Source organism: Janthinobacterium sp. PC23-8 (genome assembly GCF_002250505.1).
Lineage (GTDB): Bacteria > Pseudomonadota > Gammaproteobacteria > Burkholderiales > Burkholderiaceae_D > Janthinobacterium.
Map to the genome: position 1 here is coordinate 422,230 of NZ_NJGY01000002.1, position 24,626 is coordinate 446,855.

The window sequence follows — 24,626 nt, forward strand, 5'->3', positions numbered from 1 at the left end:
GCTGCAATAAACCGGCTATCGCAGCGTCACATGGTAGCGCGCGGCCAGCTGCTGCAAGTAACTTGTGCCGCGCAGTTGGCGGTACTGCTCGCGCAAGCGCTCGACGGTGGCGCTCGGCGTGCCCAGGCTGGCCGCCACGTAATAGTCGGAATCATCGGACAGCAAGATGGCGCGCCTGACGACGCTCTCGGACACGCCGGCGCTGGCGCACAGGGCGCCGATGGAATGCGGATTGCCGACGATCAGGTCAACCCGCCCTACCAGCAGCTTGTTCAGGCCCGACAGCGCGTTGTTGGTCAGGTCCAGCCGCCCTTTCTGCGCCAGGCCCATCTGCGCCAGTTGCGTGTGCGCGATATCGTCGCGGTTGACCGACGTGATATAGCGCGCCAGGTCGTCCAGGCTGCGCACCTCAATATCATTGCGCTTGCTTAACTGGTACAGATAGACCTGGCGTCGCGCCAGCGGTGCGATCCATTGAAACTGTTTTTCGCGCGCCGGCGTGCGGGCCAGGCTGAAGATCAGCACATTGGGCAATTGCTGCGCCATGCGGTAGGCGCGCGCCCACGGATAGGCCGCAAGGCTGTAGGCGATGCCCGCGCGCTCGACCAGGGCGCGCGCCACTTCCACGCTGTAGCCGGTCAGCTTGCCTTGCTCGATATAATTGAACGGCTTGAATTCCTCGGTCACCAGCATCAGGCGCGGCGCCGATGGCGCGGCCTGGGCACCGGCACGGCCGATACCAGCCAGTCCCAGCAACGCCAGGATGGCCGCCGCCGTGGTCCGCCGCCGGCCCTGTTTTACTGCATCGATCACCAGATTGCTCTCCATAATGGCCTCGCCCGCCCGCCGCGCGAATAACTGCCACGATACACCATTGCCTTCCAAAAACAATATGGAAACAAGTTGGAGAACGCGCGTCCCGTAAAAAGAAAGCGCTTGCGCAAGCGCTTTCTTTTGTTTAGGATGGCATCAAACGCGGCAAAGCCGTGCATTAAATGATAACAATAAAAAAAAGTACACCAGGAGACACCATGGCCACCATGGAAGATGTAGCGCGGGCAGCGGACGTATCGCTGTCGACCGTTTCGCATGTAGTCAATGGCACCCGCAAGGTCAGCCCGAAAACCGTCGCCGCCGTCAACGCGGCCATGCAGCAGATTGGCTATGTGCCCAATATGCTGGCGCGCGCGCTGGCCGGTTCCTCGTCCGGCACGATCGGCGTGGCCATCTCCGCCTTTACCAATCACTATTTCAGCGAAACCGTGCGCGCCATCGAGGCCGCCTGCACGCGGCACGGCATGATGATGCTGTTTTCCGATACCCATGACGACCCGGAGCAGGAACTCAAGGTGGTGCAGAACCTGCACCAGCGCCGGGTCGACGGCATCGTGCTGGCGCCCTCGGGCGACCCACAGGGCCGCGCGCTGGAATATCTCCAAAGTAACAAGATCGCTTCGGTGCTGGTCGACCGCATGTCGGCGCAGGCGTTTGACCAGGTCGGTGTGGAAAATGTCGAAGCCACCTGCGAGCTGATCAGCCATCTGATCGTGCGTCACGGCCACCGCCGCATCGGCTTTATCGCCGGCGCGCCCGGCCTGTCGACCACCGAGGAGCGCATCACCGGCTACCGCCTGGCGCTGGCCCGCGCCGGCCTGCCCTTCGATGCCGCCCTGTTGCAATGGGGCCATTCCAATCTCGAGCGCAGTGGCGCGGCCACGCGTGAACTGCTGGCGCTGCCACTGGCGCAGCGGCCGACAGCCATTGTTGCCGGCAATAACCTGATGACCATCGGCACCATGCATGCGCTGCGCGATGCGCAAGTGGCCGTGCCGCAAGACATGGCCCTGGCCGGCTTCGATGATTTCGACTGGGCCGATTACTTCAGCCCGCGCCTGACCGTGATGGCCCAGCCGCTGGAAGAATTGGGCGCGATGGCGGTCGACCTGCTGATCGAGCGCCTGACCCATCCACAACGCGCGCAGCATGTACAGCGCTTGTCGCCGGTGCTGCGCGTGCGCAACTCCTGTGGCTGTTCCTGAGTCCTTTCATTGAAAACCATGACGAACAAGATTTCCCTCGGTATCGATCTCGGTACCTCCGAACTGAAAACCGTGCTGATGGACAGCCACGGCGCCATCCGGGCCCAGGCCTCGGTGCGCCTGGCCGTCTCGCGCCCGCACCCTGGCTGGTCCGAGCAGGCGCCGCAGGACTGGTGGGACGCCTGCGTGTCGGCCCTGGCGCAGTTGCGCAGCAAGCACGCCGACGACTATGCGGCGATTGCCTGCATCGGCCTGTCGGGCCAGATGCATGGCGCCGTGTTGCTCGACTGCAATGACGCCTGCATCCGCCCGGCCATCCTGTGGAACGATGCGCGCGCCCATCAGGAGGCAGCGCAGCTGGCGCACGCCTATCCGGCGTTTGCCGACGTGACGGGCAGCCTGGCGATGGCCGGCCTGACCGCGCCGAAGCTGCTGTGGCTGCAAAAACACGAGCCGCAGGCGTTTGCCGTGCTCGACTGCGTGTTGTCGCCCAAAGACTACCTGCGCCTGCGTTTGACGGGGCAAAAAATCACCGACATGTCCGATGCGGCCGGCACCCTGTGGCTGGACGTGCCGCGCCGCGCCTGGTTCGCGCCGATGGTGGAGGCCTGCGGTCTGCGCCTGGCGCAACTGCCGCCGCTGGTCGAAGGGATTGCGGCCACCGGCACCGTCACGCGCGAAGCCGCTGCCGTGCTCGGCTTGAGCACCGAGGTGGTGGTGGCCGGCGGTGGCGGCGACAACCCGGTCTCGGCCGTTGGCATCGGCGCCGTCAACGCGGGCGACAGCTTCATTTCGCTCGGCACCAGCGCCGCCATCGTTTCGGTCACCGAACAGCCGCTGGGCAATCCGAACGGCGGCGTGCACAGCTTTTGTCACGCCCTGCCCGGCCGCTGGTACGCCATGGGCGCCATTCTGTCGGGCGCCAGCTGTTTGCGCTGGGCCACAGGCGTGCTGAACCAGCCCGACGAAGCGGCGCTGCTGGCGCTGGTCGAGGCCGGTTTGCCCTTGAGCTTGCCGGTGGCCGCCGACGCACCGCTGTTCCTGCCGTATCTGTCCGGCGAGCGCACCCCCTACAACGATCCGCAAGTGCGCGGCGCGTTTTTACAGTTGGGCCATGATAGCAATCCGGCGCAGCTTGGCTACGCTGTGCTCGAAGGCGTGGCGTTCGCCTTGCGCGACGCCATGGCGGCCGTCATCTCGACCGGCGCCACCGTGCCGCATTGCCTGCTGGTTGGCGGCGGCGCGCGCAGCCAGTACTGGGCGCAATTGCTGGCCAATGTGCTGGGCCGCGAAATGCGCACCTTGCACAACAGTGAGTTGTCGGCGAGTATGGGCGCGGCCAAACTGGGCTTTGCCGCCATCGGCGAGGCCCGGCTGCTGGCCAGCGGCCTGGAAGTGAAAAACACCTTCCTGCCAGACAGCGAACAACACGCGGCGCTGAGCATTCGTTACCAGAAATACCGCAGCCTCTTTCCTGCCGTTCAGGCACTGCATCAACTGTCGTCTACCTAAGGACAAGTCACGATGAATCAACTGCAACAATTGAAACAAGCCAGCACGGTGGTCGCCGATACCGGCGACTTCCTGCAACTGGCCCGGTTTGCGCCGCAAGACGCCACCACCAACCCGTCCCTGATTTTGAAAGCCGTGCTGCAGTCCGACTATGCGCCGCTGCTGGCCGACACCGTTGCCGCGCACAAGAGCGCCGCGCTCGACGATATCGTCGACCAGGTGCTGGTACGCTTCGGCCTGGAAATTCTGAAAGTGGTGCCGGGCCGCGTATCGACCGAAGTCGACGCCCGCCTGAGCTTTGACCGCGCCGCCACGGTGGCCAGGGCCCGCCGCCTGATCGCCCTGTACGAAGCGGCCGGCGTCAAACGTGAGCGCGTCCTGATCAAGATCGCCGCCACCTGGGAAGGCATCGAGGCTGCGCGCGAACTGGAAGCGGACGGCATCTTCTGCAACCTGACCCTGCTGTTCGCTTTCTGCCAGGCCGTCGCTTGCGCCGACGCCAAAGTGCGTCTGATTTCGCCTTTTGTGGGCCGTATCTACGACTGGCACAAGAAATCGCTCGGCGCCTCGTGGGACGAAGCGGCCCGTTCGCTGTCCAACGATCCAGGCGTGCAGTCGGTCACCCGCATCTACCAATATTACAAGCAGCATGGCATCGCCACCCAGGTGATGGGCGCGAGCTTCCGCAACACGGGCCAGATCACCGCCCTGTCCGGCTGCGACCTGCTGACCATCAGCCCCGACCTGCTGGCCAGGCTCGAAGCGTCCGAAGAGCCGTTCGAACGCGCGCTGGGAGCGGACACTGCGGACCATGGCGCGCCGCAAGCGGCCATCACGTATGACGAAGCCGCTTTCCGCTACGCCCTGAACGAGGACGCGATGGCGAGCGAAAAGCTGGCCGAAGGCATCCGCGGCTTTGCCGTCGATGCTGGCAAACTCGACAAGATGATCGAGGACCTGCGCCAGGCCGCTTGAAAAACAGTTTTTACCCCGTAGCAGTTTTATCGCGTAGTACCGTTGTTTTTGACTATAAGAACCCTTGGAGATTCTCATGAAAAAAGTAATTACCGCCACCCTGCTGTTGTCCGCCGCCTGCAGCGCTTTTGCTGCCGACAAACCGTTGAAATCGATCGGCGTGAGCGTGGGCGACCTGGCCAACCCGTTCTTCGTGGCAATTGGCCGCGGCGCTGAAGAAAGCGCCAGGAAAATCGGCGGCGCTGGCGTGAAAGTGACCACCGTATCGAGCAAGTACGACTTGAACACCCAGGTCGACCAGATCGAAAACTTTATCGCCAACAAGACTGACATCATCATTCTGAATGCGGTCGACTCCAAGGGCATCGCACCGGCCATCAAGAAAGCGCGCAATGCCGGCGTAGTGGTGATCGCGGTCGACGTCGGCGCCGTCGGCGCTTCGGCCACCGTGATGTCCGACAACACCATGGCTGGCGACGTCTCGTGCGCCTACCTGGCCAAGCAGATCGGCGGCAAGGGCAATGTGGTGATCCTGAACGGCCCACCGGTGACCTCCGTGATCGACCGCGTCAACGGTTGCAAGAAAACCCTGGCCGCCTTCAAGGACATCAAAGTCCTGTCGGACAACCAGAACGCCAACGGCAGCCGTGACGGCGGCATGACCGTGATGTCGAACCTGCTGACGGCCCATCCGAAGATCGATGGCGTGTTCGCCATCAACGATCCTACCGGCATCGGCGCCGAACTGGCGATCAAGCAAGCCAAGCGCACCGACGTGAAACTGATCACCGCCGTCGATGGCGCGCCCGATGCCCAGAACGCCCTGAAAAACAAGGCGGGCCTGTTCGCCGCCACCTCGGCGCAAAACCCTTACCGCATGGCCACCGAGGCAGTGCAGATGGGTTACGACATCATGAATGGCCGTACGCCGAAACAAACCATGGTGCTGCTGCCGACCCCGGCCATCACCAAGGAAAACGTCGCGACCTACACGGGCTGGGTAAAGAACTGATCTGGCTGACCTGAACCACGCGTCGTCCGCTCCGGCTTCGGCCGGTGGCGGGCGGCAGTTTCAAAGCAAGGAAGGACAGTCATGAGCGACGAAATCATTTTTGAAATGCGCGGCATCGAGAAGCGCTTTGGCGCCACGCGCGCGCTGCGCGGCGTGCACCTGACGGTGCGCAGCGGCGAAATCCATGCCGTGATGGGCGAAAACGGTGCTGGAAAAAGTACCCTGATGAAAATCCTGTCAGGCGTGTACACCCCCGACGCCGGTGAAATCATCCTGGATGGCAAGCCGATCAGGATCCGCAATCCGGGCGAGGCCCGCGCATTGGGCATCAACCTGATCTACCAGGAACTGAGCGTGGCCAAAAACATGACGGTGGCGCAGAACGTCTTCATGGGCAGCGAGCCCAAGGGACCGTTCTTTACCGTCAGGGGCGGCGAAATGCGCGCCCGTACCAATGCCATTCTGGCCGACCTCGGTTCACGCTTCAACGCCGACACCATGGTCTCGACGTTATCGATCGCCGAGCAGCAGCAGGTGGAAATTGCCCGTGCCCTGGTGCACGAGAGCCGCATCCTGATCATGGACGAACCGACGGCGGCCCTGTCCGACCGTGAAACCGAACAATTGTTCCGCATTATCGAAGAACAGCGCGACAAAGGCCTGGCCATCCTCTACATCAGCCACCGCATGGCCGAGGTGGAACGCCTGGCGCGCCGTATCACGGTGCTGCGCGACGGCGCCTATGTGGGCGAGCTGGGCAAGGACGAACTCGATCAGAAAAAAGTCGTGCAAATGATGGTCGGCCGGCCCGCCGACGACTTTTATTCGCACGAGCGGCGCACCGCGCGCGGCGCCGAGCGCCTGCGCGTGGAAAATGTCGGCGCAGGCAAGGTCAAGCCGGCCAGCTTCGTGCTGCACGCCGGTGAAGTGACGGGACTGGCGGGCCTGGTCGGTGCCGGCCGCACGGAACTGGCGCGCCTGATCTTTGGCGCCGACAAGAAGCAGTCGGGCCAGGTCTGGCTCGACGGCCAGGAAGTGCATATCGGCGAGCCTTTGGCCGCGATCCGCCACGGCATCGGCTACCTGCCGGAAGACCGCAAGAGCCTGGGGCTGTTCATGCAGTTGTCGGCGATGGAAAACATGTCGATGAACATCCTGTCGCAGAACGCGACGGCCGGCGTGGTCGACCGCCGCGCGCTGACCCGCCTCACGCGCGAGGCGATCAGCAGCCTGAACGTGAAAGTATCGGGACCGGAAGGCATCGTCGGCGGCCTGTCGGGCGGCAACCAGCAAAAAGTGCTGCTGGCGCGCTGGCTGGCGATCAAGCCGAAAGTGCTGATCCTCGACGAGCCGACGCGCGGCGTCGACGTCGGTGCCAAAAGCGAGATCTACAAGATCATCCACCAGTTGGCGGACTCGGGCACGGCCGTGCTGTGCATTTCCAGCGAACTGGCCGAACTGGTCGGCATCTGCGACCGCGTGATGGTGATGTGCGAAGGCCGCCTGACGGGCGAAGTAACGGGCGACGATATCACGCAGGAAAAAATCCTTGCCTATGCCACCCATCTGGACGCCGCTTAAAAAATCAATACAGGGAGAACTATCATGACTACCACCACCACCGGCGGCGCGGCCAACGCCCGCCAACCTTTCAATGCCTCGAACCTGATGCGCCGCCTGGGCATGCTGCCCGTGCTGGTGGTGCTCTACCTGGCCATGTACGGCCTGACCGTGTATTTCTCGGCCAGTGGCGAGTCGACCTTCATGACCAGCAACAACACCATGAATATCTTCCGCCAGGTGTCGATCAATATCGTGCTCGCCTCGGGCATGACCTTTGTCATTCTCACCAGCGGCATCGACCTGTCGGTCGGCTCGGTGCTGGCGGTGTCGGCCGTAGCCGGCATGCTGATGTCGCTGTCGGCGCAGTTCGCCGGCTTCTCGATCCCCACCTTCCTGATCGTCGGCCTGCTGCTGGGCGCCCTGAACGGCGTACTGGTGGCGCTGGTCGGCCTGAACCCGTTTGTGGTGACCTTGGGTACCATGACGGCGCTGCGCGGCGCGGCCTATTTGCTGGCCGACGGCACCAGCGTGCTGAACACGGAGATCCCGAGCTTCGAATGGATGGGCAACGGCAGCTTCCTGGCCATTCCCTGGCTGATCTGGCTGGCCGCGCTGGTGGTGATCCTGACCTGGTTTATCCTGCGCAAGACCACCCTCGGCCTGCATATTTATGCTGTCGGCGGCAATATCCAGGCGGCCCGCCTGACCGGCATCAAGGTCGGCCTGGTACTGATGTTTGTCTACACGATCAGCGGCCTGTTCGCCGGCCTGGGCGGCGCCATGTCGGCCAGCCGCCTGTATGCGGCCAACGGCAACTGGGGCACCGGCTATGAGCTCGACGCGATTGCTGCGGTGGTGCTGGGCGGCACCAGCCTGATGGGCGGCGTCGGTTCCGTCTGGGGCACCGTGATCGGCGCCCTGATCATCGGCGTGATGAACAACGGCTTGACCATCCTGGGCCTGTCGTCGTTCTGGCAGTATGTGGCCAAGGGCGTGGTGATTGTTCTTGCGGTGATTCTCGATAAATGGCGTCAGAGCCACGCGCAGAATTAAAGTCCGGGGTCAGACCCTCAACACCGCTAACGGTGACGGGGGGCTGACCCCAGCAGTTGCTTTACTTGATCACCAGGCGCATTTCAATATGCGCTATCCCCGCCTCCTCGAACTCCTCCCCCTGCTGCACAAAACCATGGCGCGCATAGAATGGCGCGGCCACGCTCTGCGCATTGAGCACCACGGCGGCGTCGCCGCGTTCGCGCGCCTGCGCCATCAGCAATTGCAAAATGGCGCCGCCGACACCGCTGCCGCGGCCAGGCTGGCGCACGGCCATGCGGCCGATATGGCCGTCCGGCAGCAAGCGGCCGGTGCCGATGGCGCTACCAACAGCGTCATAGGCAACGGCGTGCAGGCAGACGGCGTCCATCTCGTCGAGTTCGATCTCGGCGGGAACCTTTTGTTCATCAACAAAGACTGCAAAACGGATGGTGGACGCGTCGGGGCCCAAGGTGGCCCAGTCGCCGAGGCGGATGGTGTAGTTGCTTGTATCGTGATTCATGATGGCATCGGAGTGGAAACAGGCCGCCATTGTCGCACGGCCCGCGATGCCGGGAAAATCAGCTGAGCTTGACCAGCTGCTTGCCGAAGTTACGGCCTTTCAACAGACCGATGAACGCTTGCGGCGCGCTGGCCAGGCCGTCGGCGACGGACTCGCGGAATTTCAGCTGGCCCGACGCCACCAGCTTGCCCAGCTCGGCCAGGCCTTCCGGCCACAGTTCCGGCTGCTCGCCGACGATAAAGCCGCGCACGGTCAGGCGGTTGATCAGGATCAGGCGGAAATTGTCGATGGGGGTCGGCTGGCCGTCATAGCCGGCGATCCAGCCGCACAGGGCGATGCGGCCAAAGGCGTTGGTGCGCGCCAGCGCCGTGTCAAATACCTTGCCGCCGACGTTTTCAAAGATGGCGTCGATGCCGCTTGGGGTAGCCGCTTCCAGGTCGGCTTCCAGCTTGCCCGCCTTGTAGTCGACGCAGGCATCAAAGCCCAGCTCGTCCACCACATAGGCGCATTTTTCCGGGCCGCCGGCAATGCCGACCACGCGGCAGCCTTTGAGCTTGGCCAGTTGGCCCACCACGCTGCCGACGGCGCCGCTGGCGGCCGACACCACCACCGTTTCGCCCGCTTTCGGCGCCATGATATGGTTTAAGCCGTACCAGGCCGTCATGCCGGGCATGCCGACCGACCCCAGGTAGGCCGATTCCGGCACATCGCTGGTATCGACCTTGCGCAGCATGGTGCCGTCGGACACGGCCACTTCAGTCCAGCCCAGGGCGCCGACGACGGTGTCGCCCACCGTGAATTTCGGGTGTTTCGATTCGATCACTTCGCCGACGGTGCCGCCGATCATGGTCTCGCCCAAAGCCTGCGAGGCCGCGTAGCTCTTGCTCTCGCTCATGCGGCCGCGCATATAGGGGTCCAGCGACAGGTAATGATTGCGTACCAGCAGCTCGCCATCCTTGATGGTGGGTATCTCGACAGTTTCCAGGCGGAAGTTATCGGGCTGGACTTCGGCTGTAGGGCGGGAGGCGAGGACGATGCGTTGGAAGGTGGTCATGGCGTTCCTTTGATGTTGGTGACGTTAAATCTCGTAATCCATGCATTGCCGTGACTCGCGCACGGCGCCAAAAAACGGCTTGATCTTCACGTGTTCGGGATGGTTCTGGTAGGCGTCGAGCGACTCGCGGCTGTCGAACTCGCTGTACAGCACGATGTCATAAGTCGCTTCCAGGCCGCTCTGGGCCACGGCCGCTTCGAATTTCAATATGCCGGGCACCAGCGAAGAACAGCTGTCGAGCAGGGCCTTGAGCTTCACGGCGTTGGTGGCGCGGTCAGCGCCTTCGGCGTGTTCCTTGAGTTTCCAGAAAACAATGTGCTTGATCATGATGGGGGCAATGGAGTACGAGAGAGCCAATACTGTAACCGCTATCGGCTCGCTGTGCAGCACGCTAGCCCGGGCTAGAGCACTTCGAACAAGCCGGCCGCGCCCTGGCCGCCGCCGATGCACATGGTGACCACCACGTATTTCACGCCGCGCCGCTTGCCTTCGATCAGGGCGTGGCCCGTCAGGCGGGCGCCCGATACGCCGTAAGGATGGCCGACGGCAATCGCGCCGCCATTGACGTTCAGGCGCTCCATCGGAATGCCCAGCGTGTCGGCACAATACAGCACCTGCACGGCGAACGCTTCATTGAGTTCCCACAGACCGATATCGGCCACCGTCAGGCCGGCTTTTTTCAGCAGCTTCGGGATCGCGAACACGGGGCCGATGCCCATTTCATCGGGTTCGCAGCCGGCCACGGCAAAGCCGCGGAAGATGCCCAGCGGCTGCAGGCCTTTCGCCTCGGCCACTTTCGCGTTCATCACGATGGCCATCGATGCGCCGTCGGAAAACTGGCTGGCGTTGCCGGCACTGATGACGCCGCCTGGCACGGCCGGGCGGATTTTCGACACGCCTTCGTAGGTGGTGTCGGCACGGATGCCTTCGTCGGCGGCAATCGTCACTTCGCGCGTGGTCAGCATGCCGCTGGCCTTGTCGGCCACGCCCATGGTGGTGCTCATGGCAACGATCTCGGCGTCGAACCGGCCGGCGGCCTGGGCGCTCGCCGCCCGCAGCTGGCTTTGCGCGCCGTACTGGTCCTGGCGTTCGCGCGAGATGCCATAGCGCCGGGCGACGGTTTCCGCCGTTTGCAGCATCGGCCAGTACAGGGCCGGCCTGTTTTCCTGCAGCCACACTTCGCGCAGCATATGCTTGTTCATTTCGTTCTGCACGCAGGAAATCGACTCGACCCCGCCGGCAGCATAAATATCGCCTTCGCCGGCCATGATGCGCTGCGCGGCCATGGCGATCGCCTGCAGGCCAGAGGAACAGAAACGGTTGATGGTCATGCCGCCAGTGGTGACGGGACAGCCTGCGCGCAGGGCGATCTGGCGCGCGATATTGCCGCCGGTGGCGCCTTCGGGAGAGGCGCAGCCGGCCAGCACGTCTTCCACTTCGCCCGCCTCGATGCCGGCGCGCGCGATGGCGGCGGCCAGCACATGGCCGCCCATGGTGGCGCCATGCGTCATGTTGAATGCGCCTTTCCAGGATTTGGCCAGGCCGGTGCGGGCGGTCGATACGATGACGGCTTCATTCATGTTACGTCTCCTGGGTGATAGTAAGTAGGTGGCTGAGAATAGCATATTTAAGTACGGTCGTTCGCTATCTGCAAAGGCCTTGCAAAGCGTTTGCAGAACGTCGATATTGTAAGCGCCGCGTAAGGTTGCAGGGACAGACTGCCCTTAGCTGTTGCAAGAATGGTCAGCAAGACCTCGGCAACGGTTCACTATAAAACATAGGGAGACAACACCATGGCAACACCATCCGGCTCGGCCGACGTGCGGAAATTTGCGGCCAAAGGGGCGCCGATGACCAAGGAGGAACGCAAGGTCATCTTTGCTTCCTCGCTCGGCACCGTCTTTGAGTGGTACGACTTTTATCTGTACGGTTCGCTCGCATCGATTATCGCCAAGCAGTTCTTTATCGGCGACCCCACCACCACCTTCATTTTCGCGCTGCTGGCCTTTGCCGCCGGCTTTATCGTGCGTCCGTTCGGCGCACTGGTGTTTGGCCGCCTGGGCGACATGATCGGTCGTAAATATACCTTTTTGATCACCATCCTGATCATGGGCGGCTCGACCTTTATCGTCGGCCTGCTGCCGGGCCATGCCTCGATCGGCATCGCCGCACCGATCATCCTCGTCATGCTGCGCATTTTGCAAGGCCTGGCGCTGGGCGGCGAATACGGCGGCGCAGCCACCTATGTGGCCGAACACGCTCCCGAAGGCAAGCGCGGGGCCTTTACCGCCTGGATACAGACCACGGCCACGCTGGGCTTTTTCCTGTCGCTGATGGTCATCCTCGGTACCCGCCTGGCGACCGGAGAAGCAGCGTTCGAAGCCTGGGGCTGGCGCGTGCCGTTCCTGGTGTCGGTGGTGCTGCTTGGTATTTCTGTGTGGATCCGCCTGGCCATGAATGAATCGCCGGCGTTTTCCAAGATGAAAGCCGAAGGCAAGACCTCGAAAGCCCCGCTGACCGAAGCCTTCGGCCAGTGGCGCAACCTGAAAATCGTGATCCTGGCCCTGATCGGCCTGACCGCCGGCCAGGCCGTGGTGTGGTACACGGGCCAGTTCTACGCCCTGTTCTTCATGATCCAGACCCTGAAAGTGGACCTGGCCACGGCCAATATCCTGATCGCCGTCGCCCTGCTGCTCGGCACGCCATTCTTCCTGTTCTTCGGCAGCCTGTCGGACCGCATCGGCCGCAAGTACATCATTCTCGGCGGCTGCCTGATCGCCGCCCTGACCTACTTCCCGATCTTCAGCGGCCTGACCCACTTCGCCAATCCGCAGCTGGAAACGGCACTGAAGAATTCGCCGGTGGTGGTGGTGGCCGATCCGGCGTCCTGCCACTTCCAGTTCAACCTGACCGGCACCAAGAAGTTCCCATCTTCGTGCGACATCGCCACCGGCTTTTTGTCGAACAGTTCGGTGAACTACACCAAGGAAGACGCACCGGCCGGCAGCCTGGCCAAGGTGCGCATCGGCGCCAAGGAGTTTACGTCCTTTAACGCCGTCATGACGGCCGACGGCCTGAACTTCGATGCCGACAGCAAAGCGAAAGAAGCGGCCTTCAAGAAAGAAATCGGCGCCGGCGTCAAGGAAGCGGGCTACCCTGCCAAGGCCGACCCTGACCGCATCAACAAGCCGATGGTGGTGCTGCTGCTGTTTATCCTGGTGCTGTACGTGACCATGGTGTACGGCCCGATCGCCGCCATGCTGGTGGAAATGTTCCCGACCCGCATACGCTATACCTCGATGTCGCTGCCTTACCATATCGGCAATGGCTGGTTCGGCGGCCTGCTGCCGACCACCGCGTTTGCGCTGGTGGCCTTCAAGGGCGACATCTATTATGGCCTGTGGTATCCGATCGTGGTGGCCCTGGCCACGGTGGTGATCGGCACCCTGTTCGTGCGTGAAACCAAGGACAACAATATCTACGCCGACGACTGATGCAGCGCCGCACCGGCCAGAGCGCCGGTGCATCAAAAAAACGCCGCCGGGAAAGCTCCCGGCGGCGTTTTTTCATGCCGGACCCGGCTTATTTTTCGTTCGCGCCCTTCTTCTGGTCGCGCTGCTGCACATATTCCTGGTAGCTGGTCTGGTTGCGCTTGCGGCAGGCGTTGCGGTCGTCAAAATTGTTGAGACTGTTGCAGTACTCACCGATCTTGTCCCGATTCGCATCATACAAAACCTCGCAGCCGGTGATGGCCAACAAACAGGGGACGATCAGATATTTCATTGCATCTCTCATGGCATGGTGTGAATGAACTGCGAAAGGACTGCACGACAAAGAACGCTCGACAGCTTTATCTTAACGCGATCATGACGAAAAGTACAAGCGCTCGGTTTTACATTTTGGAAAGGTGAGCGCTGCCGCATGCTACAGTCCGCCTTTTCAAACACCCGCCCATAGCATGACCGTTAGCACGCACACCATCCCCCCCGCTCCCTGCGGCCCATTCCAGGCGGCCTATCTGGACCTGATCGACGACCTGCGCACCGCCTTGCACGCGCAGGCCGGCGAGCTGCTCGATGGTATTTATTTGTACGGCAGTGTGGCGCGCGGCGACGCCGTGCCGGGCGTGTCGGACCTGGACGTGACCCTGATCCTGCGCCACCGGCCTGCGCCGCGCGACACCAGCATGCTCGAAGCGCTGCGCCTGGCGCTGGCGGCGCGCCATCCCGAAGTGAGCAAGATCGATTTCGATATCGGCACCCGCATCGACGCGCTGGCGCCGCGCCACCTGCACAGCTGGGGCTACTGGCTCAAGCACCACTGCCGCTGCATCTGGGGCAACGACCTGTCCCGCTGCTTCACGCCGTTCCCGCCGTCGCGCACCATCGCCCTGGCCATCAATGGCGACGCCGTCGAGGTACTCGGACGCCAGGCACGGGAGATCGAGCAACTGCGGGAACAGCCCCCGGATGCGGCAAAAATCGTGCGCCGGCAACGCGAAGCGGCGCGCAAGCTGATCCGCGCCACCAGCGTGCTGCGCGCGGAACATGAACCGTCGTGGCCGCAAACCCTGGAACAGCACGCAGCCTTGTTCTTGAGCCGCTATCCGGCGATGCGCGAGCAGATCGATTTTTTCATGGTGCATGCGGGCCCGGGCGGTGAGCCGGACGCGCAACTGCCGGCGCGCCTGCGCGCCTTTGCCACCTGGCTGGCGCAGCAGTTGCAGGATCGGCGTTAGGTCGGTTCGTTGAGCGCCGGACAATCTTGCGCAAAACGCGCCAGGTGTTCCAGCAACACCCTGACGCGGGCCGGCAAGTAGCGGCGCTGGGTCCATACGGCATACACATGGCGCGGCTGCGGCATCCAGTCGGGCAGCACGCGCACCAGGCGACCGTCGGCTACCTCCGCGCGGCATTGCAGCAGCGGGCACAGCAGCACGCCGATGCCCGCTTCGGCCATCTCGACCGCGAGGCGCATTTCATTGACCCTCAGGCGCGCCTGCGGCTGCAACACCATCTCGGCGCCGTCGCCGGGGCGGCGCAGGCGCCAGGTGCGCAGCGGCTCGGCCACGATCAACTCATGCTGTGCCAATGACGCCAGGTCTTGCGGCGTGCCGGCGCGCGCCAGATAAGCGGGCGCGGCCACCATCACCAGCGCGGCGCTGCCGAGGCGGCGCTGCATCAGCGACGAATCGTCGAGCGCGCCGACGCGGATGGCCAGATCGGCGCCGCTGCTCACCATGTCCTGCAGCCGGTTCGACAATTCCAGCTCGAGCCGGATGGCGGGATACTGGCGCATGAAGCTGATCCAGGCCGGCGTCAGCAGGCCACTGGCGAAATTGACGGGCGCCAGCACGCGTATCGAGCCCGACACGGCCGACAGGCTGGCATCGAGCTGGCGCGTGGCCTGCCGCAAGGCGTGCACCAGGGGACGGCACTGCTCATAGTATTGCCAGCCTTCCGCCGTTGGCTGCATGCGCCGTGCGCTGCGGTTGAGCAAGCGGTAGCCCAGCTGGCTTTCCAGCTTCTGCAGCCGCCGCGTGACGGTGGCTGGCGGCAAGTCTTCGGCTGCCGCCGCAGCGTTCAGGCTGCCCGCCTCCACGATGGCGACAAACAGGGCCAGGTCATCTAACATAGCGGACATTATTCCATTCCTGGAATTTCAGATTAAAAATATGCATCTAGTATAGATTGTTGCAAGTGCTTAAGCTGTTGCTCTGTTCACTTTTTTGAAAGACCGCCATGTCCGAAGCCCTGCGTTTGCGTTTTGTATTTGCCATCATCATGTCGCTGCTGATGACCTTGCTGATGAGCGCCTGGGTGACCTGGCTCAATATCGGCCTGCGCGAAGATTTTCTGGCGCGCTGGCGCCATGCCTTCCTGGCAGCCTGGCCGGTGGCGTTTTGCGCCGTGATGCTGTTCGCGCCGCGGGTGCAGGGCATCAGCCGCCAGTTGCTGCTGCGCTTCAAGCGTGGTGGCTGACAGGAGGCCGTGACGGCCCAGCGTGTGCCAGCGCACGCTGGGCGGAAAAGCATGGGAATTTCCTTCTGTTCAATGTTTTCATCACCGTATGATGTGCCTATAATGGCTGTCGTCATACCGATCCGTGAACCAAGAAGGAGCTCCATGCAGCATCTATCCGCCGTCCGCCCCGCGCGCGCGATTTTCCTCGGCAGCGTTGCGCTGTTGCTGTCCGGCTGCTCCATGCTGCCCTCGTCCGCGCCAAAGCCGGCTCCGCCCGCCAGCGCCACCCTGCCCGACGCCACCATCGCCTACACCCTGACCGGCCAGGGTGCGCTGCCCGTGGTGTTCCAGTCGGGCCTGGGCGACGGCAAGGAGGTGTGGGACGGCGTGGTGCAGGAAGTGGCAAAACAGCACAGCGTACTGGCATATGACCGGCCCGGCTATGGCGCCAGCCAGAAAACCACCACCCCGCGCGACCCCTGCACCATCGCCGCCCAGCAGCGCGCGCTGCTGGCGCAGGCGGGCCTCAAACCGCCGTATATCCTGGTCGGACAGGGCTTGGGCGGACTGTATCAGTATGTGTATGCCAGGCTGTATCCGCAGGACGTGGCCGGCCTGATCCTGCTCGACCCCACGCATCCGCAGCAATGGCAGCGCATGCAGACGGAGGCCACCACCTACGCCATGCTGCTCAAAACCCGGCGCAAGCTGATGTTCAACAGCACCGAAACGGCCGAATTCGACGCGCAATCTCAATGCCTGCAGCATGTCGACCTGAAAACGCCGCTGCGCACGCCAGCCATGCTGCTGGTGCGCGACAAGTTCGGCATCGAGGAAATGGGTTCGTACGAGACCCTGGTGCGGGCCCTGGAAAAAGACTGGCAGCGCCTGTCGGGTGCGCCCGCCATCGAGCGCATCACGGGCGCCGGCTATTACATCCAGAAGGACAATCCGGTGATCGTCAACGAGGCGGTCAAGATGGTGGTTAAAAAGAAATAACCACCCCTGATGGCAGGCACTGGGTTTAACTATTAAATCCCTTGCCTTCGGCAACGAGCCTGGCCAGCAACGGCGCCGGCACCCACGCCGCGCCATGCCGCCCCTGGGCATAGCCGGCAATCGCATCGAGCACATTCGGCAAACCTACGGTATCGGCGTAGAACATCGGGCCGCCGCGGTACAAGGGGAAGCCGTAGCCGGTCAGGTACACCATGTCGATATCGGAGGCGCGCAAGGCGATGCCCTCGTCCACGATGCGCGCGCCCTCGTTGACCAGCGCATAGACCAGGCGTTCGACGATTTCCCGGTCGCTGATCTTGCGCCGTTCGATGCCGATATCGTGCGCATGCTGGACTATCATGGCGTTGACCTGTTCCGATGGATACGCCTTGCGGTCGCCCGCCTTGTAGTCATACCAGCCGGCGCCCGTCTTCTGGCCGTAGCGTCCCAGTTCGCACAGCAGGTCGGCCGTCTTCGAATACGTCACGTCGGGCTTTTGCACGTAGCGCCGCTTGCGGATGGCCCAGCCGATATCGTTGCCGGCCAGGTCGCCCATGCGGAACGGGCCCATGGCAAAACCGAATTTTTCCACCGCCTTGTCGACCTGCTCCGGCAAACAGCCTTCTTCGAGCAGGAAGCCGGCCTGGCGGCTGTATTGCTCGATCATGCGGTTGCCGATAAAGCCGTCGCATACGCCCGAGACGACGCCGGTCTTTTTCAGCTTCTTCGACAGCGCCAGCGCGCTGGCCAGCACCTCCTTGCTCGTTTCCTTGCCACGCACGATTTCCAGCAGCTTCATGACATTGGCGGGGCTGAAAAAATGCGTGCCGACCACGTCCTGCGGGCGTTTGGTAAAACCGGCGATCTGGTCCAGGTCCAGGGTCGAGGTGTTCGACGCCAGGATGGCGCCCGGTTTCATGACCGCGTCGAGTTGCCTGAATACCGCTTGCTTGACGCCCATCTCCTCGAACACGGCTTCGACCACGATATCGGCCTGGGCGATGTCGGCATAGTCCAGCGTACCGGTGACAAGCGCGATGCGCTGCTCGGCTTTTTCCTGGCTCAGCTTGCCCTTCCTGACGGTATTTTCATAATTCTTGCGGATCGTCGCCAGGCCCTTGTCCAGCGCGTCCTGTTGCGTTTCCAGCAGCTTGACGGCAATGCCGGCATTGGCAAAATTCATGGCAATGCCGCCGCCCATGGTGCCGGCGCCAACAATGGCGGCCGAGGCGATCGCGCGCACCGGCGTATCGGCCGGCACGTCCGGCACCTTGCTGGCCACGCGCTCGGCAAAGAAGGCGTGGCGCAGCGCTTTCGATTCAGGCGACTGCACCAGCTGCATGAACAGCTGGCGCTCGAACTTCAGGCCATCGTCGAATGTCATCGTCACGGCGGCGGCCACCGCTTCCACGCATTGCAAGGGCGCCGGGAACGGGCCGGCCATGGCCTTGACGGTATTGCGCGAAAACTGCAAAAACGCTTCATGATTCGGATAGTCGACCTTGCGCTCGCGCACTTTCGGCAATGGGCGCACCTCGGCCACCTTGCCGGCAAAGGCCACGGCGGCTTGCAACAGGTCGGCGCCAGGCGCGGTCACTTCGTCGAACAGGGCCGTGCCGGCCAGTTTTTCGGATGCTACCGGCGTGCCCGAGACGATCATGTTGAGCGCCATTTCCAGGCCCAGCACGCGCGGCAGGCGCTGCGTGCCGCCGGCGCCCGGCAAGATACCCAGTTTGACTTCCGGCAAGGCCATCTGCGCACCGGGCGAGGCGACGCGGTAATTGCAGCCCAGCGCCAGCTCCAGCCCGCCGCCCATGCAGACGCTATGGATGGCGGCGACCACCGGCTTGGTCGACTGTTCCACCACATTGATCAGGGTATGCAGGCTAGGCTCGGCGAGCGCCTTGGGCGAATTGAATTCCTTGATATCGGCGCCGCCTGAAAAGGCCTTGCCGGCGCCGGTAATGACGATGGCCTTGATGGCGTCGTCGGCCAGCGCCTGCCTGATGCCGGCCACGGCGGCCGTGCGGGTGGCCAGTCCCAGACCGTTGACCGGTGGATTGGCGAGGGTGATCACGGCTACGGAACCGTTGACTTGATACTCGGCGCTCATTGTCTCTTCCTTGTTGGTGTGGGGTGTCTCGGAGATGGCTTTACTATACCGCATAAAAGAACGCTCGTATTATTCCCATCCTGGCCAGCGGCAGCTGGCCGCATGGTACAGGACTGCGGAACGCCAGCGACAAGACAGGCAGGCTGGCTGGCGCTACCCCAGACGATGCCCCTTGAACTGCTCGCGCAGCTTGTTCTTCTGGATCTTGCCGGTCGCCCCCATTGGCAGCGCGTCGACGAACAGCACGTCGTCCGGCGTCCACCATTTGGCGATCTTGCCGTCGAAAAACTGCAATAGTTCGGTGCGCGAGACCGCCATGCCGGGCCGCAGCACCACCACCAGCACCGGGCGCTCATCCCATTTCGGGTGGAACAGGCCGATGCAGGCCGCCTGCAGCACGGCCGGGTGGGCCATGGCCAGGTTTTCCAGGTCGATGGTGCCGATCCACTCGCCGCCCGACTTGATCACATCCTTGCTGCGGTCGGTGATCTGCATGTAGCCGTCAATGTCGATGGTGGCCACGTCGCCGGTGGGGAACCAGCCGTCCTGCAGCACGTCGCCGCCCTCGTTCTTGTAGTAGGAAGCGATGATCCACGGCCCCTTGACCAGCAGATGGCCGTAGCTGACCCCATCCCACGGCAGTTCCTTGCCGTCGTCGTCGACGATCTTCATGTCCACGCCGTAGATCGCATGGCCCTGCTTTTGCAGGATCTTGCGCTGCTGTTCTTTCGGCAAGGCGAGGTGCTTGGCCTGCAAGCCGCCGGTGGTGCCCAGCGGCGACATTTCCGTCATGCCCCAGGCGTGGATCACCTGCACGCCAAGCTGGTCGATCAGGGTGTCCATCATGGCCGGTGGACACGCCGCGCCGCCGATCACGGTGCGGCGGAAGGTCGAGAACGTCAATTTATTCTGCACCACATGGTTGAGCAGGCCGAGCCAGACGGTGGGCACGCCGGCCGAAAACGTCACTTTTTCCGCCTCGAACAGTTCATACAGCGACTTGCCGTCCAGCGCCGCGCCGGGAAACACCAGGCGCGCGCCGCACAAAGGCACCGCATACGGCAGACCCCAGGCGTTGACATGGAACATGGGGACGACCGGCAACACAGTATCGGAGGCGCAGACATTCAGGCTGCTGGGCAAGGCCGCCGCGTAGGCGTGCAGGACCGTCGAGCGGTGCGAATACAGCGCACCCTTGGGGTTGCCGGTGGTGCCCGAGGTGTAGCACAGGGTGGCGGCCGCGTTTTCGTCGAACAATGGCCACTCGTACTGGTCGGAATGGGTGGCGATCAGGTCTTCATAGCACAGCAGGTCGGGGATGCTGGTGGCCGCCGGCATGCGGTCGCGGTCGCACATCAGCACAAAGTGACGCACAAACTGGCAGCTGGCGGCGATCTTTTCGACCACCGGCAGAAACGTCAGGTCGAACAGCAGCACCTGGTCTTCGGCGTGGTTCGAAATATAGGCGATCTGGTCGGGAAACAGGCGCGGATTGATGGTGTGCAAGACGGCGCCCGAGCCGGACACGGCGTAATACGCTTCCAGGTGGCGGTAACCGTTCCAGGCCAGCGTCGCGACACGGTCTCCCATGCCCACGCCAAGGCCGTGCAGTGCATTGGCCAGGCGCCGCGCGCGCTGGTGGCAATCGCGATAATTGTAGCGGTGCATGTCGCCTTCCACCCGCCGCGACACGATCTCGCTGTCGCCATGATGGCGCGCTGCGAACTCGATGATGCTGGAAATTAACAAGGGCTGATGCATCATCTGCCCCATCAATGGACTGACCTGGAATACCGACATCGCGTCTCCTCGAGTGTGAGTGTTTAAGCAAGCAGATGCAGTTTCGACCGATCGTGCTATTTTGGTCAACGCATTTCGATATTGCGCTGCAGCATGGCACCAGGGCTTCGATTGCGCTGCGCGCCGCAGAGAAGCGCGCGCTGCGGTAAAATCGCCGTTTCGGCCCTCGGCCGGGCTTGCGAGCTCAACATGACTGGAACTGCCATCCGCGCCCTCACCCTCCCCCTGAACAATGGCTTTGCGGCCTTGCCGCCCGCGTTTTACACGCGCTTGATGCCAACCCCGCTGGCGGCGCCGTATTTCGTCGCCGCCAGCGCGCCGGCGGCAAGCCTGATCGGCCTCGATCCGGCACGCCTGGCCGAGCCCGATTTTGTCGAGCTGTTGAGCGGCAATGCCGTCGCCGGGCAGTCGCAGCCGCTGGCGGCCGTGTATTCGGGCCACCAGTTCGGCGTCTGGGCCGGTCAATTGGGCGATGGACGTGCCATCTTGCTGGGCGATATCGCCACGCCGAACGGCGCCATGGAGCTGCAACTGAAAGGCGCCGGCGCCACGCCATATTCGCGCATGGGCGACGGACGCGCCGTGCTGCGCTCGTCGATCCGCGAATTTTTGTGTTCGGAAGCGATGGCGGCGCTGGGCATACCCACCTCGCGCGCGCTGTCCATCATGGGCTCGCCGCAAGGCATCATGCGCGAGACGGTGGAAACGGCCGCCGTCGTCACCCGCATGGCGCCCAGCTTTATCCGCTTTGGCTCCTTCGAGCACTGGTTCTCGCGCAAGCGGCCCGAGGAACTGAAAATCCTCGCCGACTACGTGATCGACCATTTTTACGCCGAACTGCGCGCGCACGACAAGCCTTATCAGGCCTTGCTGGCCGAAGTATGCCGGCGCACGGCGCACATGATCGCGCAGTGGCAGTCGGTCGGCTTCATGCATGGGGTGATGAATACGGACAATATGTCGATTCTGGGCCTGACGCTCGACTACGGCCCGTTCGGTTTCATGGAGGCATTCGACGCCGAGCATATCTGCAACCATACCGACAGCCAAGGCCGCTATTCCTATGCGAATCAGCCGCAGGTGGGCCACTGGAACTGTTATGCGCTGGGGCAGGCGCTGCTGCCTTTGATCGGCGAAGTGAGCCTGGCGCAGGTGGCGCTCGACAGCTACGAGCCTGCTTTCGCCGCGAAAATGAACGAATTGCTGCGTGCCAAGCTCGGTTTGCGCACGGAGCAAAGCGGCGACAGCCAATTGTTCGACGCCATGTTTGCCGTGATGCAGGCCAATCACGTCGACTTCACCAATTTCTTCCGCTCCCTCGGCAATCTGCAGGTCGCCGCTCCCGAGCACGACACGCAGTTGCGCGACATGTTCATCGACCGCCCGGCGTTTGATGGCTGGGCGGCGCAATACCGCGCGCGCCTGGTGGCCGAACAGAGCGACGACTTGCCGCGCAAGCTTGCAATGGACCAGGTCAACCCCAAATACGTGCTACGCAACTACCTGGCCCAGGTCGCCATCGACAAGGCGCAGCAGCAGGACTACACGGAAGTGGCACAATTGCTGGCGGTTTTGCAAAAGCCATTTGACGAACAGCCCGAACACCAGCACTATGCGGCCCTGCCGCCCGACTGGGCCAGCCATCTTGAAGTAAGCTGCTCATCCTAAGGAGCCCCCATGACCACCACCAAAGTACAAAAAACCGACGCCGAATGGCGTGCCATGCTCGATACCATGGAGTATCAGGTCACCCGCCATGCGGCTACCGAACGCGCTTTCACGGGCAAATTCTGGGACCACCATGAGCACGGCATCTATACCTGCGTGTGCTGCAACACGCCGCTGTTTGCGTCCGATACCAAATTCGACTCCGGTTGCGGCTGGCCCAGCTACTTCCAGGCGCTGGACCCGGCCAATGTAAAGGAAATCGTCGACCGCAGCCACGGCATGCAGCGCACGGAGATCATTTGCGCCGTCTGCGACGCCCACCTCGGTCACGTATTCCCGGACGGTCCGCCACCGACCGGCTTGCGTTACTGTATTAATTCCGCCTCGCTGCGTTTCGATCCGCAGCCATAAAGCCGGGGAATGGCCTGTCCAAGCCATTCCTAAGCTGATTTTTAGTTGACCATAGTAAAGTCTTACCATGAAATTTCTCTTCGACCTCTTTCCGCTGATTGCCTTCTTCACCGCCTTCAAACTGGGCGGCATGTATGAAACGGCGACGCACGACTTCGTGCAGCAATACTTGTCCGGCATTGTTTCTGGGGGCATGATCCAGGCCGAACAAGCGCCATGGGTACTGGCAACCCTGGTCGGCATCATCGCCACCGCCTGCCAGGTCAGCTATCTGCTGCTGCGCGGACGCAAGGTTGACGGCATGCTGTGGCTGTCGCTGTTCATCTTCGTGGTGTTCGGCGGCGCCAGCATCTATCTGCATGACGACTTCTTCCTGAAGTGGAAGCCGACCCTGATCTACTGGCTGTCCGGCCTGGCCCTGCTGATCGCCCACCTGGGCTTCAGGAAAAACCTGATACGCAAGACCATGGAAGCGCAGGTACAACTGCCCGACGCCGTGTGGAACCAGTTGCTGGCGGCCTGGATCATTTTCTTCGGCTTGCTGGGCGCGCTGAACCTGTTCGTCGCTTTCGTGCTGTACAAGGGCGATCTGGCGGCCTGGGTCAGCTTCAAGGCGTTTGGCGCCACCGGCATCTTCTTTGCCTTTATCGTCGCGCAAACCCTGTTCCTGTCCAAACATATCAAGGAAGACGCATGAGTACCGAACTGAACACTGCTGGAGACACGTCACCGGCGACGCGCCTGGAACGCATCCGCGCGCGCCTGGAAGCGGCGCTTTCCCCTGTGCAATGCGTGCTGGAAGACGACTCGGCCAGCCACCGCGGCCATGCCGGCGCCGCCTCTGGCGGAGGCCACTACAATGTGCGCATCATTTCCAGCAAATTTGAAGGGCTCAGGCTCGTCATGCGTCATCGTCTGGTGTATGATTCCGTGCACGATATGATGCATAATGAGATACATGCATTGGCTATTGTCGCATTGGCGCCGTCCGAGGCATGATATGGATGGCGTTTTTGGCGTCCGCCGGTGCTCCGGCATGATGCTGCAGCAAACGCGATAAATCCAACAATTTTGATGCGTTTTTTACGAAACTTTCCCTAACAGGATTTAATAATGACTTTTAAGCCAGCCCGCTTGCTGATCGCACTACTCGCCGTAGCCGCTGTACCTGTTTTTGCGCAAAATGTTGCCGTTGTAAATGGCAAGGCTATCCCAACGTCGCGCGTCGATGCGGTTGTCAAGCAAGTCGTCGCCCAAGGCCAGCAGCCCGATTCGCCGCAACTGCGCGAAGCGATCAAAAAGGACCTGATCGGCCGTGAAGTGCTGATGCAGGAAGCGGAGAGCAAAGGTTTCGCTAAAGATGCAGCTGTCAAGCAGCAGATCGAAAACGCACGCCAGGCCATCGTCATCAACGCCCTGGTTGGCGACTACCTGAAAAAGAATCCGGTCAGCGACGCCGACATCAAGGCCGAGTACGACCGTTTCGTGGCCCAGACCGGCGACAAGGAATACCATGTGCGCCATATTCTGGTCGGTACCGAAGCCGAAGCGAAAGATATCATCGCCAAGCTGAAGGGCGGCGCCAAGTTCGAAGACCTGGCCAAGCAATCGAAAGATACGGGCTCGGCCGACAACGGCGGCGACCTGGACTGGGCAGCGCCTTCGTCGTTCCCGAAAGTATTCTCGGACGCCTTCGTGAAACTGCAAAAAGGCCAGGTCACCGACACCCCGGTGCAAACGCCTAACGGTTTCCACGTGATCAAGCTCGACGACACCCGCGCGGCAAAACTGCCGACCCTGGAAGAAGTCAAGCCACAGATCGCCGAAGCATTGCAGCAGAAAAAGCTGCAGGCTTACCAGGAAGACATGATCAAAAAAGCGAAAGTTCAATAAGAACTGACCACCCCGGCGCCCCTTTCGGCGCCGGTCGTGTATTGTGCGTTTGAATAAGCTATCGTTATT

The 24,626-nt window shown here is 62.4% G+C and carries 24 protein-coding genes; 15 read left to right on the forward strand and 9 right to left on the reverse strand.

The features are described from left to right. Nucleotides 1–15: 15 nt before the first annotated feature. Nucleotides 16–828: an ABC transporter substrate-binding protein gene (locus CD932_RS17020; RefSeq protein WP_094443978.1), complete on the reverse strand. Its 813-nt coding sequence runs from the start codon at nucleotides 826–828 to the stop codon at nucleotides 16–18. A gap of 203 nt (nucleotides 829–1,031) precedes the next feature. Here CD932_RS17020 and CD932_RS17025 point away from each other — a divergent pair, with 203 nt between their 5' ends. The 6 genes from CD932_RS17025 (at nucleotide 1,032) to CD932_RS17050 (ending at nucleotide 8,154) form a co-directional block, all read left to right on the forward strand. After that, on the forward strand, nucleotides 1,032–2,039 hold the full coding sequence (locus CD932_RS17025; RefSeq protein WP_094443979.1) for a LacI family DNA-binding transcriptional regulator: 1,008 nt from the start codon (nucleotides 1,032–1,034) through the stop codon (nucleotides 2,037–2,039). A 30-nt stretch (nucleotides 2,040–2,069) separates the two neighbouring features. Beyond that, the gene (gene xylB / locus CD932_RS17030; RefSeq protein ID WP_217907324.1) at nucleotides 2,070–3,551 is read left to right on the forward strand and encodes a xylulokinase; all 1,482 of its coding nucleotides are present in this window, start codon (nucleotides 2,070–2,072) and stop codon (nucleotides 3,549–3,551) included. Between the two features lie 12 nt (nucleotides 3,552–3,563). Next, complete coding sequence (gene tal, locus CD932_RS17035) at nucleotides 3,564–4,526, forward strand: transaldolase (protein ID WP_094443981.1); 963 nt, start codon at nucleotides 3,564–3,566, stop codon at nucleotides 4,524–4,526. 76 nt (nucleotides 4,527–4,602) lie between these two features. Then, nucleotides 4,603–5,538 carry an ABC transporter substrate-binding protein gene (locus CD932_RS17040; RefSeq protein WP_094443982.1) on the forward strand — a complete coding sequence of 312 codons (936 nt, stop codon included), beginning with the start codon at nucleotides 4,603–4,605 and terminating at the stop codon, nucleotides 5,536–5,538. A gap of 81 nt (nucleotides 5,539–5,619) precedes the next feature. Further along, nucleotides 5,620–7,119: a sugar ABC transporter ATP-binding protein gene (locus CD932_RS17045; protein ID WP_094443983.1), complete on the forward strand. Its 1,500-nt coding sequence runs from the start codon at nucleotides 5,620–5,622 to the stop codon at nucleotides 7,117–7,119. 24 nt (nucleotides 7,120–7,143) lie between these two features. Next, a complete protein-coding gene (locus CD932_RS17050; protein WP_094443984.1) occupies nucleotides 7,144–8,154 on the forward strand; it encodes a ribose ABC transporter permease in 1,011 nt (336 codons plus the stop codon). Between the two features lie 61 nt (nucleotides 8,155–8,215). Here the strand turns inward: CD932_RS17050 and CD932_RS17055 are convergent, their stop codons facing one another. The 4 genes from CD932_RS17055 to CD932_RS17070 all read right to left on the reverse strand — a co-directional run bounded on the left by CD932_RS17055 (nucleotide 8,216) and on the right by CD932_RS17070 (nucleotide 11,290). After that, nucleotides 8,216–8,656 (reverse strand): GNAT family N-acetyltransferase, encoded by a 441-nt coding sequence (locus tag CD932_RS17055; protein WP_094444452.1) that lies wholly within the window; start codon nucleotides 8,654–8,656, stop codon nucleotides 8,216–8,218. Nucleotides 8,657–8,714: 58 nt separating this feature from the next. After that, nucleotides 8,715–9,710: an NADP-dependent oxidoreductase gene (locus tag CD932_RS17060; RefSeq protein WP_094443985.1), complete on the reverse strand. Its 996-nt coding sequence runs from the start codon at nucleotides 9,708–9,710 to the stop codon at nucleotides 8,715–8,717. A gap of 24 nt (nucleotides 9,711–9,734) precedes the next feature. Beyond that, nucleotides 9,735–10,037 (reverse strand): Dabb family protein, encoded by a 303-nt coding sequence (locus CD932_RS17065; protein WP_094443986.1) that lies wholly within the window; start codon nucleotides 10,035–10,037, stop codon nucleotides 9,735–9,737. A 74-nt stretch (nucleotides 10,038–10,111) separates the two neighbouring features. After that, nucleotides 10,112–11,290 (reverse strand): acetyl-CoA C-acyltransferase, encoded by a 1,179-nt coding sequence (locus tag CD932_RS17070; RefSeq protein ID WP_094443987.1) that lies wholly within the window; start codon nucleotides 11,288–11,290, stop codon nucleotides 10,112–10,114. A gap of 213 nt (nucleotides 11,291–11,503) precedes the next feature. Between CD932_RS17070 and CD932_RS17075 the strand changes: the two genes are divergently transcribed. Next, nucleotides 11,504–13,204, forward strand: coding sequence for an MFS transporter (locus CD932_RS17075; RefSeq protein ID WP_094443988.1), 1,701 nt, complete (start codon nucleotides 11,504–11,506; stop codon nucleotides 13,202–13,204). A gap of 88 nt (nucleotides 13,205–13,292) precedes the next feature. On the opposite strand, the gene CD932_RS17080 is transcribed toward CD932_RS17075, so the two are convergent. Then, on the reverse strand, nucleotides 13,293–13,493 hold the full coding sequence (locus tag CD932_RS17080) for a hypothetical protein (RefSeq protein WP_094443989.1): 201 nt from the start codon (nucleotides 13,491–13,493) through the stop codon (nucleotides 13,293–13,295). 175 nt (nucleotides 13,494–13,668) lie between these two features. Here CD932_RS17080 and CD932_RS17085 point away from each other — a divergent pair, with 175 nt between their 5' ends. Further along, nucleotides 13,669–14,448 (forward strand): nucleotidyltransferase domain-containing protein, encoded by a 780-nt coding sequence (locus CD932_RS17085; RefSeq protein ID WP_094443990.1) that lies wholly within the window; start codon nucleotides 13,669–13,671, stop codon nucleotides 14,446–14,448. Here the strand turns inward: CD932_RS17085 and CD932_RS17090 are convergent. Further along, the gene (locus tag CD932_RS17090) at nucleotides 14,445–15,353 is read right to left on the reverse strand and encodes a LysR family transcriptional regulator (protein WP_254926644.1); all 909 of its coding nucleotides are present in this window, start codon (nucleotides 15,351–15,353) and stop codon (nucleotides 14,445–14,447) included. The two genes, CD932_RS17085 and CD932_RS17090, sit on opposite strands and share 4 nt — an antisense overlap. A gap of 98 nt (nucleotides 15,354–15,451) precedes the next feature. On the opposite strand from CD932_RS17090, the gene CD932_RS17095 reads away from it, so the two are divergent. Both CD932_RS17095 and CD932_RS17100 read left to right on the forward strand, forming a co-directional pair. Then, complete coding sequence (locus tag CD932_RS17095) at nucleotides 15,452–15,691, forward strand: DUF2798 domain-containing protein (protein WP_094443992.1); 240 nt, start codon at nucleotides 15,452–15,454, stop codon at nucleotides 15,689–15,691. Nucleotides 15,692–15,835: 144 nt separating this feature from the next. Beyond that, nucleotides 15,836–16,672 (forward strand): alpha/beta fold hydrolase, encoded by an 837-nt coding sequence (locus tag CD932_RS17100; protein WP_176461020.1) that lies wholly within the window; start codon nucleotides 15,836–15,838, stop codon nucleotides 16,670–16,672. A gap of 25 nt (nucleotides 16,673–16,697) precedes the next feature. On the opposite strand, the gene CD932_RS17105 is transcribed toward CD932_RS17100, so the two are convergent. Then, on the reverse strand, nucleotides 16,698–18,785 hold the full coding sequence (locus tag CD932_RS17105; RefSeq protein ID WP_094443994.1) for a 3-hydroxyacyl-CoA dehydrogenase NAD-binding domain-containing protein: 2,088 nt from the start codon (nucleotides 18,783–18,785) through the stop codon (nucleotides 16,698–16,700). 153 nt (nucleotides 18,786–18,938) lie between these two features. Continuing rightward, entirely contained in the window at nucleotides 18,939–20,585 is a 1,647-nt protein-coding gene (locus CD932_RS17110; protein WP_094443995.1) for a 3-(methylthio)propionyl-CoA ligase, read from the reverse strand. Nucleotides 20,586–20,774: 189 nt separating this feature from the next. Between CD932_RS17110 and CD932_RS17115 the strand changes: the two genes are divergently transcribed. From CD932_RS17115 to CD932_RS17135, 5 genes are all read left to right on the forward strand, one after another. After that, a complete protein-coding gene (locus CD932_RS17115) occupies nucleotides 20,775–22,253 on the forward strand; it encodes a YdiU family protein (protein WP_094443996.1) in 1,479 nt (492 codons plus the stop codon). A gap of 9 nt (nucleotides 22,254–22,262) precedes the next feature. After that, nucleotides 22,263–22,664, forward strand: a complete 402-nt coding sequence (gene msrB, locus CD932_RS17120; protein ID WP_094443997.1) for a peptide-methionine (R)-S-oxide reductase MsrB — start codon at nucleotides 22,263–22,265, stop codon at nucleotides 22,662–22,664. Nucleotides 22,665–22,731: 67 nt separating this feature from the next. Then, nucleotides 22,732–23,361 carry a septation protein A gene (locus tag CD932_RS17125; protein ID WP_094443998.1) on the forward strand — a complete coding sequence of 210 codons (630 nt, stop codon included), beginning with the start codon at nucleotides 22,732–22,734 and terminating at the stop codon, nucleotides 23,359–23,361. Continuing rightward, on the forward strand, nucleotides 23,358–23,663 hold the full coding sequence (locus CD932_RS17130) for a BolA family transcriptional regulator (protein WP_094443999.1): 306 nt from the start codon (nucleotides 23,358–23,360) through the stop codon (nucleotides 23,661–23,663). Before CD932_RS17125 ends, CD932_RS17130 begins: the two co-directional genes overlap by 4 nt. Nucleotides 23,664–23,777: 114 nt before the next feature. Beyond that, the gene (locus tag CD932_RS17135; protein ID WP_094444000.1) at nucleotides 23,778–24,557 is read left to right on the forward strand and encodes a peptidyl-prolyl cis-trans isomerase; all 780 of its coding nucleotides are present in this window, start codon (nucleotides 23,778–23,780) and stop codon (nucleotides 24,555–24,557) included. Nucleotides 24,558–24,626: the final 69 nt, after the last annotated feature.

Bases quoted from the DNA above. Each gene is read 5' to 3' on its own strand.
- CD932_RS17040 (WP_094443982.1), top strand. From the start codon at position 4,603: ATGAAAAAAGTAATTACCGCCACCCTGCTGTTGTCCGCCGCCTGCAGC.
- CD932_RS17130 (WP_094443999.1), top strand. From the start codon at position 23,358: ATGAGTACCGAACTGAACACTGCTGGAGACACGTCACCGGCGACGCGC.
- CD932_RS17070 (WP_094443987.1), bottom strand. From the start codon at position 11,290: ATGAATGAAGCCGTCATCGTATCGACCGCCCGCACCGGCCTGGCCAAA.
- CD932_RS17115 (WP_094443996.1), top strand. From the start codon at position 20,775: ATGACTGGAACTGCCATCCGCGCCCTCACCCTCCCCCTGAACAATGGC.
- tal (WP_094443981.1), top strand. From the start codon at position 3,564: ATGAATCAACTGCAACAATTGAAACAAGCCAGCACGGTGGTCGCCGAT.
- CD932_RS17045 (WP_094443983.1), top strand. From the start codon at position 5,620: ATGAGCGACGAAATCATTTTTGAAATGCGCGGCATCGAGAAGCGCTTT.
- CD932_RS17025 (WP_094443979.1), top strand. From the start codon at position 1,032: ATGGCCACCATGGAAGATGTAGCGCGGGCAGCGGACGTATCGCTGTCG.
- CD932_RS17095 (WP_094443992.1), top strand. From the start codon at position 15,452: ATGTCCGAAGCCCTGCGTTTGCGTTTTGTATTTGCCATCATCATGTCG.
- CD932_RS17125 (WP_094443998.1), top strand. From the start codon at position 22,732: ATGAAATTTCTCTTCGACCTCTTTCCGCTGATTGCCTTCTTCACCGCC.
- msrB (WP_094443997.1), top strand. From the start codon at position 22,263: ATGACCACCACCAAAGTACAAAAAACCGACGCCGAATGGCGTGCCATG.
- CD932_RS17050 (WP_094443984.1), top strand. From the start codon at position 7,144: ATGACTACCACCACCACCGGCGGCGCGGCCAACGCCCGCCAACCTTTC.
- CD932_RS17110 (WP_094443995.1), bottom strand. From the start codon at position 20,585: ATGTCGGTATTCCAGGTCAGTCCATTGATGGGGCAGATGATGCATCAG.
- CD932_RS17060 (WP_094443985.1), bottom strand. From the start codon at position 9,710: ATGACCACCTTCCAACGCATCGTCCTCGCCTCCCGCCCTACAGCCGAA.
- CD932_RS17085 (WP_094443990.1), top strand. From the start codon at position 13,669: ATGACCGTTAGCACGCACACCATCCCCCCCGCTCCCTGCGGCCCATTC.
- CD932_RS17105 (WP_094443994.1), bottom strand. From the start codon at position 18,785: ATGAGCGCCGAGTATCAAGTCAACGGTTCCGTAGCCGTGATCACCCTC.
- CD932_RS17065 (WP_094443986.1), bottom strand. From the start codon at position 10,037: ATGATCAAGCACATTGTTTTCTGGAAACTCAAGGAACACGCCGAAGGC.
- CD932_RS17135 (WP_094444000.1), top strand. From the start codon at position 23,778: ATGACTTTTAAGCCAGCCCGCTTGCTGATCGCACTACTCGCCGTAGCC.
- CD932_RS17090 (WP_254926644.1), bottom strand. From the start codon at position 15,353: ATGTCCGCTATGTTAGATGACCTGGCCCTGTTTGTCGCCATCGTGGAG.
- CD932_RS17100 (WP_176461020.1), top strand. From the start codon at position 15,836: ATGCAGCATCTATCCGCCGTCCGCCCCGCGCGCGCGATTTTCCTCGGC.
- CD932_RS17075 (WP_094443988.1), top strand. From the start codon at position 11,504: ATGGCAACACCATCCGGCTCGGCCGACGTGCGGAAATTTGCGGCCAAA.
- CD932_RS17055 (WP_094444452.1), bottom strand. From the start codon at position 8,656: ATGAATCACGATACAAGCAACTACACCATCCGCCTCGGCGACTGGGCC.
- CD932_RS17020 (WP_094443978.1), bottom strand. From the start codon at position 828: ATGGAGAGCAATCTGGTGATCGATGCAGTAAAACAGGGCCGGCGGCGG.
- CD932_RS17080 (WP_094443989.1), bottom strand. From the start codon at position 13,493: ATGAAATATCTGATCGTCCCCTGTTTGTTGGCCATCACCGGCTGCGAG.